Here is a 14812-nt window from a genome sequence, read left to right on the forward strand (position 1 = left end):
AGCGGAAACTTCAACGTCTTGCTCAGCCCAATGCCATGAATCCTCACGCGACAGCCACGCTTTCCTCTTCCTCTCCCGTGCGCAAGACAAGCACCGTGCGCCGCGCGGTGACGACGGCCGTGCTTGGCCAGATACTCGAGTGGTACGACTTCTTTCTCTATGGAACGGCGGCCGCGCTGGTATTCGGCAAGCTGTTCTTTCCCGTCGGCAGCGACCCGTTGACGGGCACGATCGCGGCATTCGGCGGATTCACGGTGGGATTCATCGCGCGTCCGGTTGGCGGCGTGCTGTGCGGCCATATCGGCGACCGCTACGGACGCAAAACGGTGATGATGCTCACGCTCCTGACGATGGGCGTCGCGACCATGTGCATGGGGCTGCTGCCGACGTATCAGCAGATCGGTATCGCGGCGCCTATCGGTCTCGTGCTGCTGCGCATTCTTCAGGGGCTCGCCGCGGGCGGCGAATGGAGCGGCAGCATTCTGCTGATCCACGAAAGCGCGCCCGCATCGCGGCGCGGCGCGCTAGCCGCATGGAGCCCGAGCGGCGCGGCATTCGGCTTCGTGCTGTCGACGGCTGCGTTCCTGCTCGCGCAGACACTCTCCTCCGACGACTTCCTCAGCTGGGGCTGGCGCGTGCCGTTCCTGTGCAGCGTGGTGCTCGTCGTGCTCGGCCTCTGGATGCGCCGCTCCGTCGAAGAAAGCGCCGAGTTCGTCGTAGTGAAGGCGACGCACCGTGAGAGCCGCATGCCAATCGTCGAAGTATTGCGCCGTTGCCCGCGTCAGGTGCTCACCGTGTTCGGCTTGCGCTTCGGCGAAGGCGGCGCGTCGTACATCTTCTTTGCGTTCTCGATTGCGTATGGCCAGTTTCTCGGATTGAAATCGACATGGATACTCGGCGGCCTCACGCTGTCGATGCTGCTGATGATTCCCGTGTCGCTTCTGATGGGACATCTCACCGACAAGATCGGCCGCAAGCCCGTCTATCTCGTGGGTGCCATTGCAATGGTGCTGGTCACCTATCCGTACTTCACGCTGCTCGCCTCCGGCGTGCTGTGGAAAGTGATTGCCGCGCTGATTCTCGCCAACAGCATCACGCTCGGCATTCTCGAAGGCGCGCAGCCCGCATTCATCAGCGAACTGCTGCCCGTTCATCTGCGCTTTTCGGGGCTTGGCATCGGACGCGAGATTTCGTCGGTACTCGGTGGTGGCCTTTCGCCGATGATCGCAACCGCGCTGCTCGCTCACTATCGCAGCGCCACGCCCGTCGCGATCTATCTCCTCGCACTCGCGCTCGTCACGGTAATCGCGACCTGCATCGCGCCCGAAACCTTCCCACGCGCCGCACGACTGCAGGCAAAACAGGGCGCCGAGCCCGTCACAGTCTGATCGACTGCTCCATTCAACTCAACACGTATTCATCATGCAAAGCCTTCATAGCATTTCGACTTACGCCCGCGAGCCGCGCTTCATCGACCAGGGCGAACCGTATCCCGAGTACGCCGGTCCCATTTCGCTCGACGTTCTGATCGAAGAAATCGAACGCCGGCGCGACGAGTTCGATCAGCTCTCGCATGTGCCGCGCGACATGATCGCGAAGATGAAGCGCGCGGGCATCTACCGCGCCAGTACGCCGCGCCGTTTCGGCGGTGACGCGCTGCCGCCGCCGCAGTTTCTCGCGATCCTCGAACGCATCGCGATCGCGGATGGCTCGACAGCGTGGGTCGCCGCGTTCGGATCAGCGAATACGTATCTCGCGTCACTGCCCGTCGAAACGCAACAGCAGATCTACGCGAAGGGACCGGATCAGGTTTTTGCGGGCGGCCTCTATCCGCTGCAGCCTGCGACCAAGGTGCCGAACGGCTTCAAGGTCAGCGGCCAGTGGCGGTTCGCGAGCGGCTGCAAAGGCGCGGACTGGATTGGCGTGGGCATCGGCGGCACACCCGCGAGTTCGGGCGATGCGGGCGCGGGCAAACCGTTCACCGCCGTGTTTCCCGCTAGCGAAGTGGAGATCGTCGACAACTGGAACGTGGTCGGCATGCAGGGCACAGGCAGTCACGATCTGCGCCTGCGCGACAAGTTCGTCGATGCGCAATGGACTTTCGTGCGCGGCGGCCATGCGCTGATCGACGAACCGCTGTATCGCTACCCCGCCGTCGCGTATCAGGCGCAGGTGCATGCGGCTGTGAACGTCGGCCTGGCGCGCGCCGCGCTCGATCTCCTGACCGACATGTCCGGCGCGACAAAAACGACGACGGGCGCGCCGCGTCTCGCGGACCGCGGCTACTACCGTTCGGGTCTCGCGAAAGCGGAAGCGCAATGGCGCAGCGCGCGCGCGTTCTTCTACGAGTCCTCGCAAGCCGCGTGGGACACGATTCTTGCCGGCAACCCCGTCACGCCAGACCAGGCGAATCTGATGCGCCTGAGCGCGACACATGCGGCCCACGTATGCGCCGAAGTGGTCATGCAGGCGTATCAGATGGCGGGCATCGCCGCGATCTATCGCGAGAGCCGCTTGCAGCGTCTGGTGCGTGACTCGATCGTCGTGACGCAGCATGCGTTTCTCGGCGAGGGCACGTATGACGCGTCGGGCGCGCTGTTCGTCGGCATTCCGCCCGTCACGCCGTATCCGTGATGCAACGCGCGATCGAACACAAGGAGCAAGCGATGACGAACGAAGACATGAAGCGGCGCTTTCGCGATGCGATGGCGTGTCTGCCCGCAGCCGTCAATGTCATTACGACCGACGGGCCTAGCGGACGTTGTGGCCTCACGGCCAGCGCCGTCTGCTCAGTAACCGACGCGCCGCCGACGATGCTCGTCTGTATCAACCAGGCCAGCTATATGCACGACGTGCTGCGCGAGAACCGCAGCGTGTGCATCAACGTGCTTGCCGGCGAGTATCAGGACCTCGCGCGCGACTTCGCGGGCATGACATCGTGCCCGATGGACGAACGCTTCGCGCGCCACGCATGGAAGCCGGGACGCTCGGCCGTGCCCGTGCTTTCGCACGCCATTGCGAATCTCGAAGGCACGATCGTCGAACTCAAGAGCGTCGGCTCGCACTCGGTGATGTTCGTGCGGATCGACGATATCTCGGTCAGTTCCGATGGCGATGGACTGATCTATTTCGCGCGGCAGTTTCATCGTCTCGTGCGGCCGGTCGCGGCGGCGTCCGCTTCCACCCAATGCGCGAGGTAAGCGTGGAAGTGTGCTTCTTTCTGATTGGCGAAAGTACTCACGCGCGCGGCGTGTTCGATCAATCGACTATCGCGCGCTTGCAGTCGGCCGCGCACGACGTGGCGGGTTTGCGGCGCTTCGTGCTGCATCTTCCTGCCATGCGCGACGAGCGCACAGCATCGGCACCGTTCTGCGTCACGCAATGGTATTTCGACGATCTCGAACGACTCGAAGCGGCGCTGCAACCGCGCGGCGCGATACAGGCCGCCGCAGACAGCATCGCCGCAAGTGCGGATGACTGCACGCTGCGCCAGCAGGCAATGGCCGTGCGCAAGTTCTCGACGCCGCATCCAATCGAGGCACGAGAAGAGCGTTGCACCTACCTCGTCAGCTACGAAGGCGAAGCGGACGACTTCAACGCATGGCTCACGCACTATCTGACGCATCATCCGCCGTTGATGACGCAGCTGCCCGGCATTCGCGAACTGGAGATCTACACGCGCATCGACTATCGCTCGGCGTTGAAGCATGCGCGTGCGACGGCCATGCAACGCAACAAGGTCGTATTCGACGACGTCGCTTCACTGGACGCCGCGCTCGCGTCGCCCGTGCGTGCGCGAATGAAAGCGGACTTCGATTCGTTTCCGCCGTATAGCGGGGCCACGCCGCATTACCCGATGCGCAGCATTTACGGTAATCTGACGCGCGAGTGAAAGCGCCGAACGCGGGCATGCGGGTTCGGTTCAACAGCGAGGCGCGTTCGACCACATGCGGGTCGCGCGCCGCCACGGCCGGGTTCCGAACCACATGACAAATACGCCCCCAGGCATCACCGACTTGAATCTTCTGCGCGTGTTTCTGGCCATTGCCGATCTGCGCAGCCTCACGGCGGCGGGCGCGCGGCTCGGGCTCACGCAACCCGCCGTCAGTCACGCGTTGCGCCGCTTGCGCACGCTGTTCGACGATCCCCTGTTCGTTCGCACGCCGACGGGCATGGTGCCCACCGACGCCGCTGTCCGCCTGCACGCGCCGCTCGCGCAGGCGTTCGGCATCATCAACGTCGCGGTTCAGCAACTCGCGAAGTTCGATCCCGCGACGGCACACCGCGTGTTTCGCGTGTCGATGTCGGACATGTCAGAGTTCTATTTTCTGCCGCCGCTGCTCGCGATGATCGACAGCACGGCGCCCGGCATACGCGTCGAGGTCGCCAACTTCTCCGTGGATACTGTGAGCACCGCGATGCGAAGCGGCGAGATCGATCTCGCGCTCGGCTATGTGCCGGGACTCGACGCATCCTGCATCAGCACGACACTGTTCGTCGACGAGCACGTGTGCGTGGTGCGCGCGGGGCATCCGCTGCGCAAGCGCAACCCGACCAAGGACGATCTTGCCGCGCTGCGTTATGTCTATGCGAGCACGAATGCAACCGGTCACCGGATGGTCGAACAATGGCTGGAGGAATTGAATCTGCGCCGCGATATCGTGCTGCGGCTGCCGCATTTCGTGGTTGCGCCGGAGATTGTTCAGAACACTGATCTCGCCGTCATCTTTCCGAAAAGCATTGCGCAGCGGTTCAATCGAAACAAGGCATTCCGGATTCTGCCGTTGCCTTTTTCATTGCCGCCCATTGAAATTCAGGTACACACGCATATGCAGTTTTCCGCCGACCCCGGCATTGCATGGTTGCGCGATGCGATCTGCAGCATGTTCTCGACTCAAGGTTCGAGGTAGCCCTTCACGAGTTCGTGGATCTCAGCGAGCGTGTCGACGGCCGTACTCAGATCGAGTTCGCTGTCCGCTTGTGCCAACGCCATGACATCCGTGAACGCTTCGTCCTGTTCCTCGGCCATCCTGCATAACTGGAACGGCGTGCATGCCTCGAAGCTCTCCGGCTCATTCATGATTCTCTCCCTGCGCAATGGTGTGACGATGCGCTTTACTCATGCTCTGCTCGCGAGATGACCTGATCGGAATCGAGCACACAATCGGCAAGTTCCATCAGATTGCTCGCGAACGTGGAGGGTTTCCATTGCTCGACGCTCAGCCGCGCGCGGGCAGACAAGCGTTCGCGCAGCACATCGTCCAATGCCAGCGTTCGCATGCGCGCCGCGAGCATTTCCGCGTTGCCCGGTTCAACGACATAGCCATTCGTGTCGTTCACGACAAGCTCACGTGCCACGCCGCATGTATGCGTGACGATCGCCGTGCGCGACGCCGCGAATGCCTCGTTGATGCAAAGTCCCCATTGATCGAACTCGCTCGCGAGCACCACGAAATCGGCCAGGCCGTAAATTGCAGGCATTTCGCCATTGGGCAGTGCATCGAGGAAGCGCACGCTCTTCTCGAGTTCGAGTTGCGATACGAGCGTTCTCAGCATGGGCTCGTCTTGTCCCTGCCCGATCAGAACCAGTTCGATGGCATGATCCGCGAGGCGGGAACGCGCGAACGCATTGATGACGACATCGACGTTCTTGCGCGCCACGAAGCGGCTGACACAGAGTACATAGCGCTGCGGCAGGCCATGCGCACGGCGAACGTCGTCGGCAGCGGCATGCGCAGCCGCTGCGCGCCGCGAAAACTGGTCGACGTCGATCACATCGAAGCCGACCCGCGAGCGCCAGCGCGGAATGCCAAGAAACTCCGCGTAGTCGCGATGCCTTTCTCCCGCGACCAGCGCGGCGTCGAAGCGCCGCACCAGCCGGCGCTTCAGCCATTCCTTGACGCTGCTGCGCGTGCCGTCGTCGGCCTTCGAGTCCGACATGTAGATCAGGCCAAACGGTCTCGTGAACCTTCTGACGAAACAGAGCCACAACGAGTACGGTGTGTCATAGCCCAGCGTGACGACGACATCCGGCTCGATTCGCCGGATGATCGCAGTCAGACGCGCGAAGACATTCAGCCAGCGTCCGCCAGCATCGCTGACATCATTCTCCAGGGTAGTGACGCATTCGTGACGTTGCTCGAAAAAAGACGCACGCCGCGTTTGCGGAAACGAGTAGAAACCCGACCGCCCGAATACTTCGACCAGACACACTTCATCGCCACGTCTCGTCGCAAGCCGCATCAGCGCTTCATAGCGCGGCACGTGGTAGTCACCGAGGTGACCGATAACGAACAGCATCCGCATGACGTCCTCAAAACACCGCTATTGGCAGAAACGCACGACGCGCAAACCCGTCGGGATACCGTTATCGAATTGTTCTTCATCAGACCACTGACGAACGCTGCGTCAGCCGCCACCCACTCTATTACGGGTACAAGGTTGCGGTTGTATGAATTTCTCCTGACAACTGCAATCTGTCTATTAAAGGCTATTCGCCGCACTGCAAGCCGCGTTCGAACAGAGGGAACTACACTCTATTAAAGAACGGCTCACAAATATAGACTGGTCGTCGTGCTTATCTGGAAGCGGTCACTTCAATACTTTATTTGGCGCAAAAGGATGATTGTCTTTCAAACAGTAAGAAAAAGACTGCTGTAATAGCAAGGTAAACAAGCCGAGGCTACTTCATCCTTTCGACTACGGCTCTCGGGGACAACACCAAGAAAAAAAGGGACGACCGCAATCATATGAATACGTCGCCACTCGGGCTTTTTCGATTGCCCCGCTATGTCCTGTTTCTTCTTTGCATGTGCTCCATGCTCATCGGAACGGCACGCGCGTCATCCGCCGATTGCAGTGCGGGCACGCTCGTCACCGTTGTCGCACACCTCGATGACGATCTGCTGTTCGTTGAGCCCGCGATCAGCGAGCGGTTGCGTGCGGGATGGTGCGTCACCACTGTTCATCTGATCGGCGGCGCCTACGGAGCGAATTTCGCCTATGTGCAAAAGCGTGAGGAAGCCTCGCGCCTGGCCTATGCGCGTCTTGCAGGAGTCGGGAATGCGTGGGATGAATCGACAGTACAAATTGCTGGCAAGCCGGTATTTCAGCTCACATTGAAAGCGGAACCACGCGTACGACTTCTCGAACTCAGGCTTCCCGGCGGCGCGGTGCGCGGCGGCCGCGTGCCGCTTGCGCTGCTTTGGGATCAGGGCGCAACGCTCACAAGCTTTCCGATGGGACATGGAGAACTGCCAGCAACGCGTTACACACGCGATTCGCTTTCCGTCGTCCTGAAAACGATACTGCAGGACGCGACGCGAATCGCCACGCTGAACCCTGACACGGTGCCCTTCATCGAGCATCCCGACCATATCTACACCGCCCGCATGACACGCCATGTCGCGCAAACGTTAGGGCGCTCTATTCCCATTGCCTTCTACACAACGTATCCGACAGGAACCTGGCCCTCGACGCTGTTCGGCGACGAAGCGCAACGCAAGCGCGACATAGCGGCCAGCTATTTCTCGATCGACGGTGGCGATTACGCGCACGTGTTCGGCGAATACCAATGGGACGGCAACTGGGTTTTGCGCAACTATGTACGCGACGACACCACACTTCATGCAAAGCCGGATTTCGTCGCCATTCCTTCCGTGCTCTTCAATACCGGTTCCAGTCAGTGCCTGACTTCGCGAGGCAACGCGCGCAGCCCCGAACTCGCGCCTTGCGACGAGTCGGCCAGCCAGCAATGGAAATGGGAACCGCGTGCTACGTATGTCGGCAACCAGCACAATGCGGCACTCGTCTCCGTCTCGACGGGGCAATGCGTCGCCGAACACGACGGCAGACTCGCGGAAGAACCATGTGAAGAATGGAATGAGTCGCAACGCTGGACGCCGTGGGACTTTGGTCTGATATTCACGCCATCGCGTCGTTGCCTTGGCGCAGAGGACAACCGCCTCAATATCAGAGGATGCGCCTCCATGACGACGCGCTACCGCTGGTCCACAATGCGTCCGTCGTGGTCGACGGACTTGCGTCTCAAGGGCGCAATGTACGGAGACGTGACGGGCGACGGCACGCTCTCAGCTGTCTATGTGCAAAGACGTTCCGACGGCCCTGGCTTCGACGTCTTTGTTCAGACTTCAATCTCAGGAAAACCTGAAGAACCCAAGAACTGGTACACGAATGCCGTGCGCTTCGATAGTCGCGCGACGATGCCGACATGCGGTGCCGACACGTTGTGTTTCGACAACGCACGCTTTCTGATTGGCGACTTCGATGGCGACGGCCGGGCGGATCTCATGGTCGTCACGCCGAGAAACGGCGGCTCCGCCTTCTGGTTGTTGCGCAGCAATGGCAATCACTTTGCCGCACCCGTTCTCTGGTTTCAGAGCGACGAAAGCATTCCTGCGGAACGTGCGCAGCAGTACCTTGCCTTCTCGACCAAAGTAACATCAGGCGAAAAGATCCTCGTTGCGGTGCAACGATCAGACAACGCTGTCGATCTATCGACGATCGGCGCCGATCAAGCCGGGCAGATCCAGCAGAAAAAAGTCACAGGCATGCCTTATTTGAAGTCCACCGTGCAACTGCTCGCCGTGAGCGACACTCGCACAGACACGGCAACGTTCGTCGCCGTGCAATCTACTGACGATAACCGCCGCCTGGCCGTCATGACACTCACCGTCGACAAGGAACACTGGAGCTTTGGTGCAACATCTCTTCTGCCTGCTCAATTCCAGCGTGACACCACCCGCTTTACGCGCGACGCGAGCGCCGACGCAGCGATTGTGATGACCGTTCCGCATTTTCAGGCGCCCGGCGGGGTGGATGTATGGAAATGGAACGTACAGCATCGCGAGACCGCGCCTGTTCTACTCGCCTATCTGCGCGATCTCCGGTGGCAGGACGCCGCGCCTTCCCTGCTCCGCGATAAGAACCGCACAGCACTCGTCTTCTACGAGCGCACGGACGCCATACTCACCAATACGCTCTTCTCGGCGGGCACCGCCGCCCTGGCGCGATACGCGCTCGACGGAAACAATTTGCAAAGTATTCCGATGGAAGGTTTTCCGTTGCCAGCCGTTTACTCGGAGACGCTCTGGCTCGATCGCCTGGTTCAATAGAGACATTGCAGTTGCTCTCGGATGAGGACTCCTCTCACTCTCATTTGCGAAGCGCAAATGGAAAAGTTCTCTGAACCAGTACCTGTCTAGCAACAACTAGTGCTTGACCGAATCGCAATGTATCAATTGTCTATGGTATATCCAATCATATCGGTTACGACAATTGACGATTGACCGACGCAACCGTACGCTGCAGAAAAGACGAGAGACATGGTTCTCTGAGATCACGCCCCATTCGAGACGGTGAAAAGTGCGGATACTACAGGTCGTCTATGCGCCACGTTTGTCTGGTGCGGAGATTCTGGCAAAGGGTCTTGCGATTCAGCACAGGGAAGGTGGCCACGAAGTCTGCATTGCGTCGATGCAGCCGCAAATGGCGGACTTCGATCATAGCCGCAGCGAACTCGCGGCAGCCGACATACTGTGCGACTTTCCCGAATCGCCGCGAGGACGTATCGGGCGTCTCATGCATCTATGGCGCTGCATACGGCGATTTCGACCGGACGTGATCATTGCACACGCGACGCTAGCCGCGCTCTATGTGCGTCTTCTTCCCGTTTCCGCGCCCGTCATCTATGTGATGCACTCGGGTTCCAACGACTTCGCGAACCCGAAACTGAAGTGGGCGGAGCGCATGCTCTCGCATCGCGCGAAGGCCGTGGTCGGCGTCTCGTCGCAAAATACGCTCGACTATCTGCGTGAAGTCGGGCCGCATCCGCTCGTCACGGTGATTCCCAACGGCGTGGATCTGCCGCGCTTTCAAACCGCACCTTCCGCATCGGCCATTGCCGATCGCGGCACTTCAAAGCAGATCGTCCAGTTGGGCCGTTATGTCATCGACAAAGGCCAACTGGAGACCATTCACGCGTTTGAGATCGTGCTGCAACATGAGCCTGACGCGCGACTGGTGTTGTATGGCGTCGTCGAAGATCCCGTTTATCACGATATGGCCATGAAACTCGTGCAACGTTTGAACCTGGACGACCGGGTGACGCTGTGCGGTCCATCATCGAATGTCGCCGCGATTCTGCAGACCTCGCAAGTCTTTGCGATGCCGTCGCTCAGAGAGGCCCATAGCATCGGGTTTCTCGAAGCACTGGCGTCGGGTATTCCCGTTGTCGCGAGCCGCATTGCAGCATTCGAATTTGCCCGCGATTTTCCGGGTGTATCGCTCGTCGACACGAAAGATCCTTCCACCTATGCGCGCGCACTGCTGCACGCGCTGCGTGTGCCCCGCGCGTATCGCGCGCTGGACGGCTATACGTTGCACGACACGGCAGAGAACTACCTGAAGATCGCGCAAGCCATCTACAAGAACAAAGCGCGAGGCATTGCCGCGGAATCGTCGATATCGGCGTTGGAGAGCAACGAATCATCGATGTGAGCGTGGAAACAAGATCTCTCGTTCAAACGTTTGCTATTACGTACACGCCCAACGGAATTGACATGAGCCTCACATCCAACCAGCAGGACAGCTTCGGCAGCGCGCTCCATATGCTGGTGAGCCAGCAACGCGACACGCTACGGACCATACTCGCGCTTTCGGACACAACGCGTCACCATGACGCAGCGTCCGCCCGCGCAGCACTGGCCGAGATCTTTCGCGCCGCCGGGCAATGCCATTCGACCTATCGCGCGATGCTCGTCGAGATCATTGCGACGCAGCAGGAAGGCTACGTTTCGCGCCAAAACTGAAAGACGTCAGCCAACTGTCAGCGAGTGATCTGCAGATTGCGCGCAGGCGTGTGAATGCGCGATTGACTGTCAATGGGGGAGCACGGCGGTTCTTCGAAAAAACATCATGTTGCGTGCGCTCGCCCACATTCGCTAATCGATTTATCGAGGCAGCATGTCTTGTTAGCGAGCGAACAGGAGCCTTCCTCGCATAGGCATCGCGCGGAATGCCTCCCGTATCGGAGTCGATCCTCGAGGTTCTGGTCCTGTTCATTCAGGTTGGGGAAGAAATGATGTCGACACGTCCGTCTCCAGGACTCGAAACGCAAGCTTCCGACGGCACCGACGTCATTCCCCGGCGACTGCGGCGCGTCGCTGTCGTGCTGTTCGACGGCTTCGACCTGCTGAGCGCCAGCGTCATCGCCAATGCCTTCGAAGCCGCGAGCGAGTTGTCGGCGCGCGGCCCCATCCAGTGGTTCTACCAGATCACCACACTTTCCGACCACGACGGGTATATCGCCAGTTCCGCCGCGTTGCTCGTCAGCGCCGAAACATTCGATACGCACGCCGGCCACGAATTCGATGCGATCTTTGCGATTGTCGGCGCCGACGCGTACATCGACGCACGCTCCGTGCCGCTGATTACGTGGATCAATCGCGCGCGCTCGAAGGCGGCCGACGTGCGGCTCGTCGGCGCGCCGCTGCCCGGTCTCGATGGCCACGCGTGGAGCGAACCGAATGCAAGTGAGCGCGATTCGCCAGCGAGCGCGGTGCGCCTTTCTGGCGAATGCAAGACGAGATCGCAAAGTCTCCACGACGCGCTCACAGGCGCGCTGAAGCTGATTCGCCGCGACATGGGCGACAGCATGGCGCGCCGCGTGGCCGAACGTCTGTCGATCTGCTCGCACGACGTGCTCAACGCGATCTTCGAGGACGTGGTTGGCAATACGCCGGCGGAGAAAGTGCGCGCGGCCGCGCACTGGTTGCAGGACAACTGCCGCCGTCAGGTCACGATAGAAGACGCGGCACAGGTCGCCGCGATGAGTGAACGCAGCCTCCTGCGTCACTTCAGAAGCGAACTCGGCATGACGCCTTCCGACTATCTGATGCATGCGCGGCTTCAGGTCGTCTGCAATCTGCTGATCGAAACCGATCTGCCCGTCGACAAGGTGGCGAAGCGCGCCGGCCTGACCAGCGGCGACCATCTTGCGCGCAGCTTCCGGCGGCATATGAAAACGTCGCCCACCGAGTATCGCGCGCAGCGCAGGCTCCAATGCTGAATCGCGTGCTCACCGCTGCCTCGTAGCGGATTCGCCGGGATACAACACCTGCTCGTTGCCGCTTTTTTACCCGCTGCACGCTGCGGTATGCTGGCGGCTTTTCGACTTCCCCAATCACGATGTCAGACGAATACGAAGTGCACGGCCCGCATGATCATGCGATCGAGCATGCAGGCGGCCACGGCAACGACAGCAACGCTTCGCGCCTGGCTGTCATGACGGCCATCCTGGCGAGCGTCGGCGCGATTGCTGCGTATCAGAGCGGCGCCAACGAAAACCAGGCGCTCTTCTATAAGAACGAGGCCGCGATACTCAAGACGGAAGCCGCAAACCAGTGGGCCTACTATCAGGCCAAGGGCGAAAAGCAGAATCTCGCCGAGCTGGGCGCGGCGCTGACCGATCCCGCGTCATCCGCGCACGCGAAGTTCATCACCGACACGCAGCGCTACAAGACCGAGAAAGAGCCGATTCGACAGCAGGCGGAGACGCTCGAAAAGCAGGTGAAGAAGGACAATGAAGTGAGCGAGGCGTTGCAGCATCAGCATCACCGCTGGGCCCAGGCGACGACGCTCATTCAGATCTCCATCGCGCTCGCCGCGATCACGCTGCTCACGAAAAAGCGCTGGCTGCAAAAGCTCACGATCGGCATGGCCCTCGTGGCAGTGGGTCTTTTCGCCACCGCGCTGATGGGCTGGTGAGCACGCTGCTCATTGAATCGCGTTCAGCTTGCGCCACAGCGTGGTCTTGCTGATTCCGAGTGCCTTGCACGCTGCGTCGCGGTCGCCGCCGCACGCAGCCAGCATCGCGCGTATTTCGTCCGCCTGGACATGACGGCTGCGCTCGCGCAACGTCAACGCATCCTTCTTTTGCGTCACTGGTGATGCGACCAGTTCGGGCGCGACGACATCGAGCATCTCACGCGTGAACACGTCGCCGGTGTCGCCTTCCGCGTCGGCGAGTTCGACGGCGATCCGCTCGATCACGTTCTGCAGCTCGCGCACATTGCCGGGCCATGCATAAAGGCGCAACGGCTCGCCGATCTGCGCGAGCACGTGCGTCGCGGCCTGCAAATCAGGGACGTGCGTCACCAGCCTCGGCTCGCGCGCGGCCGCCTGCAACAGCAGTTCGGCGGCGAGCGGCAATACGTCCGTCGTGCGCTCGCGCAACGGCGGCAGCGCAATGCTCAAAATGTTCAAGCGGTAGTAGAGATCGGCGCGAAACGTCCCCGCTGCGATACCCTCCGTCAGTGCGCGATGCGTCGCGGCGACGACGCGTATGTCGACACGCGTCGGTTCCGTCGAACCGAGCCGCACCACCTCGCGTTCCTGCAACACGCGCAGCAGCCGGCTTTGCAGCGGCAACGGCATCTCGGCGATTTCATCGAGAAACAGCGTGCCGCGATGCGCGGCTTCGATCAAACCCGCCTTGCCGCCCTTGCGTGCGCCCGTGAACGCGCCTTCCTCATAGCCGAACAGTTCGCTTTCCAGCAAGGCCTCCGGAAACGCGCCGCAATTGATCGCGACGAATGCGAAGTCACGCCGCGCGCTCAGCCGATGCATGCTCTGCGCGACCATTTCCTTGCCGGTGCCGCTTTCGCCGAGTATCAGCACGGTCGCGTCGGACTTCGCGTAGCGCCGCACCAGCGTGCGAACGCGCTCAATCGACGGGCATTCGCCGACCAGATCGTCGAGCCGGTAGCGCGCAGTGAACTGCTGCCCGCGCTGCCGCGAACGCAGCGTGCGATCGAGCCGTTCGACAGCACGCGATTCCTGGAACGTCAGCACCGTGCCCGCCGCGTGCCCCGCGCCCGCCAGCGGCCCGCGATGCACGAGATAGCTCGTGCCGCGCACGGACACCAGCGTATCGCCGTCGGCATCGGGCAGCGCGCTGGCGAGATCCGGCGCGAGCTTCTGCAACGGCACGCCCGCGGCGTTCGCAGCGTCGATGCCGAGCACGTCCGCAAGCCGTTGATTGATCGCTTCGACGCGTCCCTGCGCGTCGAGCGCAACGACGCCATCGCGCAGGTGCTGCAACAGGTTATCGAGGCGTTGGCGCCGCACGCCCTCGGCGCGCGTAGCCTGTGCGACTTCGAGGGCGGTATCGAAGGCACTGCGCACCGACGTGCGCGAGTACAGAAACACAGCGCCCATGCCGGCGCGCTCCGCGAGATCGGTCACATGCCCCGGCCCGACCACGGCATCGACGCCGCGTTCGTGCAGCTCGCGCACGCAGTTCTCCGCGTCTTCCGTCGAGCGGTACGACGCGAAGATCACGTCGATGCCGTAAGCGGCCGTGAAGCGCTTCACCTCGTCGGGCGTTTCGCCGTGCGTGACGAGCGCGACTGAATCGCCGTCGCGTCGCGCGCGGGCCAGCGCCTGCATCACGTCGAAGCCCGTCGGCGTGATCGCGACGACGGGCACGTTGACGCGCCCCTTCAGATACGCGGCATTCGAGCCGCCCGCGACGATCACATCGGGACGCTCGGCGCCCGCGGCGTCGATTTCCTGCATGGCGTCGTCGAAGCCACGCGCGACCACGCGCAGGTCCGCGCGGCCCGCATACTCGCTGGCGATATCGACGAACAGGTCGCGCAAGCGGCTGATACCCATCGCCCAGATGCGCGGGCGCGGGTTCGAAACGGTGGAAGGCGTGCTCATCGAAGCGATCCGGTTCAAAAGCGGCAAGACGCTCCATTATGCGCGTCTAATTTCACAACAGAAACCG

The 14812-nt window shown here is 61.5% G+C and carries 13 protein-coding genes and 1 pseudogene; 11 read left to right on the plus strand and 3 right to left on the minus strand.

Annotated elements, in window-relative coordinates:
• Nucleotides 1-35: 35 nt before the first annotated feature.
• The 5 genes from H1204_RS34280 (at nucleotide 36) to H1204_RS34300 (ending at nucleotide 4910) form a co-directional block, all read left to right on the plus strand.
• The gene (locus H1204_RS34280; RefSeq protein ID WP_180734933.1) at nucleotides 36-1388 is read left to right on the plus strand and encodes an MFS transporter; all 1353 of its coding nucleotides are present in this window, start codon (nucleotides 36-38) and stop codon (nucleotides 1386-1388) included.
• Between the two features lie 34 nt (nucleotides 1389-1422).
• Nucleotides 1423-2634 (plus strand): acyl-CoA dehydrogenase family protein, encoded by a 1212-nt coding sequence (locus tag H1204_RS34285; RefSeq protein ID WP_180734934.1) that lies wholly within the window; start codon nucleotides 1423-1425, stop codon nucleotides 2632-2634.
• 32 nt (nucleotides 2635-2666) lie between these two features.
• Nucleotides 2667-3200, plus strand: a complete 534-nt coding sequence (hpaC, locus tag H1204_RS34290) for a 4-hydroxyphenylacetate 3-monooxygenase, reductase component (RefSeq protein WP_180734935.1) — start codon at nucleotides 2667-2669, stop codon at nucleotides 3198-3200.
• A 2-nt stretch (nucleotides 3201-3202) separates the two neighbouring features.
• The gene (locus H1204_RS34295) at nucleotides 3203-3892 is read left to right on the plus strand and encodes an EthD family reductase (RefSeq protein ID WP_243468956.1); all 690 of its coding nucleotides are present in this window, start codon (nucleotides 3203-3205) and stop codon (nucleotides 3890-3892) included.
• Nucleotides 3893-3986: 94 nt separating this feature from the next.
• Nucleotides 3987-4910 (plus strand): LysR family transcriptional regulator, encoded by a 924-nt coding sequence (locus H1204_RS34300; RefSeq protein ID WP_180734937.1) that lies wholly within the window; start codon nucleotides 3987-3989, stop codon nucleotides 4908-4910.
• Here H1204_RS34300 and H1204_RS34305 read toward each other — a convergent pair.
• Both H1204_RS34305 and H1204_RS34310 read right to left on the minus strand, forming a co-directional pair.
• Nucleotides 4895-5080, minus strand: a complete 186-nt coding sequence (locus H1204_RS34305; RefSeq protein WP_180734938.1) for a hypothetical protein — start codon at nucleotides 5078-5080, stop codon at nucleotides 4895-4897. The two genes, H1204_RS34300 and H1204_RS34305, sit on opposite strands and share 16 nt — an antisense overlap.
• Before the next feature lie 35 nt (nucleotides 5081-5115).
• Complete coding sequence (locus H1204_RS34310; protein ID WP_180734939.1) at nucleotides 5116-6306, minus strand: glycosyltransferase family 4 protein; 1191 nt, start codon at nucleotides 6304-6306, stop codon at nucleotides 5116-5118.
• Nucleotides 6307-6818: 512 nt separating this feature from the next.
• Here H1204_RS34310 and H1204_RS51740 point away from each other — a divergent pair.
• The 6 genes and pseudogenes from H1204_RS51740 to H1204_RS34335 form a co-directional block, all read left to right on the plus strand.
• Nucleotides 6819-7346 (plus strand): annotated as a pseudogene (locus tag H1204_RS51740) (hypothetical protein); the annotation flags it as partial.
• Between the two features lie 3 nt (nucleotides 7347-7349).
• Complete coding sequence (locus H1204_RS34315; RefSeq protein WP_243468996.1) at nucleotides 7350-9134, plus strand: RICIN domain-containing protein; 1785 nt, start codon at nucleotides 7350-7352, stop codon at nucleotides 9132-9134.
• 250 nt (nucleotides 9135-9384) lie between these two features.
• Nucleotides 9385-10518 (plus strand): glycosyltransferase, encoded by a 1134-nt coding sequence (locus H1204_RS34320; protein WP_180734941.1) that lies wholly within the window; start codon nucleotides 9385-9387, stop codon nucleotides 10516-10518.
• 62 nt (nucleotides 10519-10580) lie between these two features.
• Nucleotides 10581-10829 carry a hypothetical protein gene (locus tag H1204_RS34325; RefSeq protein ID WP_180734942.1) on the plus strand — a complete coding sequence of 83 codons (249 nt, stop codon included), beginning with the start codon at nucleotides 10581-10583 and terminating at the stop codon, nucleotides 10827-10829.
• A 206-nt stretch (nucleotides 10830-11035) separates the two neighbouring features.
• Nucleotides 11036-12088 (plus strand): helix-turn-helix domain-containing protein, encoded by a 1053-nt coding sequence (locus H1204_RS34330; protein WP_180734943.1) that lies wholly within the window; start codon nucleotides 11036-11038, stop codon nucleotides 12086-12088.
• 119 nt (nucleotides 12089-12207) lie between these two features.
• Nucleotides 12208-12786, plus strand: a complete 579-nt coding sequence (locus H1204_RS34335) for a DUF4337 domain-containing protein (RefSeq protein WP_180734944.1) — start codon at nucleotides 12208-12210, stop codon at nucleotides 12784-12786.
• A gap of 9 nt (nucleotides 12787-12795) precedes the next feature.
• Here H1204_RS34335 and prpR read toward each other — a convergent pair whose 3' ends face one another.
• The gene (gene prpR, locus H1204_RS34340) at nucleotides 12796-14745 is read right to left on the minus strand and encodes a propionate catabolism operon regulatory protein PrpR (RefSeq protein ID WP_180734945.1); all 1950 of its coding nucleotides are present in this window, start codon (nucleotides 14743-14745) and stop codon (nucleotides 12796-12798) included.
• Nucleotides 14746-14812 lie beyond the last annotated feature (67 nt).

Origin of the sequence: Paraburkholderia sp. PGU19, assembly GCF_013426915.1 — a bacterium.
In the GTDB taxonomy this organism is placed as follows: domain Bacteria; phylum Pseudomonadota; class Gammaproteobacteria; order Burkholderiales; family Burkholderiaceae; genus Paraburkholderia.

What these genes read in the sequence shown, in the direction of transcription:
- H1204_RS34280 (WP_180734933.1), top strand. Translation starts at nt 36, where the DNA reads ATGAATCCTCACGCGACAGCCACGCTTTCCTCTTCCTCTCCCGTGCGC.
- H1204_RS34285 (WP_180734934.1), top strand. Translation starts at nt 1,423, where the DNA reads ATGCAAAGCCTTCATAGCATTTCGACTTACGCCCGCGAGCCGCGCTTC.
- hpaC (WP_180734935.1), top strand. Translation starts at nt 2,667, where the DNA reads ATGACGAACGAAGACATGAAGCGGCGCTTTCGCGATGCGATGGCGTGT.
- H1204_RS34300 (WP_180734937.1), top strand. Translation starts at nt 3,987, where the DNA reads ATGACAAATACGCCCCCAGGCATCACCGACTTGAATCTTCTGCGCGTG.
- H1204_RS34305 (WP_180734938.1), bottom strand. Translation starts at nt 5,080, where the DNA reads ATGAATGAGCCGGAGAGCTTCGAGGCATGCACGCCGTTCCAGTTATGC.
- H1204_RS34310 (WP_180734939.1), bottom strand. Translation starts at nt 6,306, where the DNA reads ATGCGGATGCTGTTCGTTATCGGTCACCTCGGTGACTACCACGTGCCG.
- H1204_RS34325 (WP_180734942.1), top strand. Translation starts at nt 10,581, where the DNA reads ATGAGCCTCACATCCAACCAGCAGGACAGCTTCGGCAGCGCGCTCCAT.
- H1204_RS34330 (WP_180734943.1), top strand. Translation starts at nt 11,036, where the DNA reads ATGCCTCCCGTATCGGAGTCGATCCTCGAGGTTCTGGTCCTGTTCATT.
- H1204_RS34335 (WP_180734944.1), top strand. Translation starts at nt 12,208, where the DNA reads ATGTCAGACGAATACGAAGTGCACGGCCCGCATGATCATGCGATCGAG.
- prpR (WP_180734945.1), bottom strand. Translation starts at nt 14,745, where the DNA reads ATGAGCACGCCTTCCACCGTTTCGAACCCGCGCCCGCGCATCTGGGCG.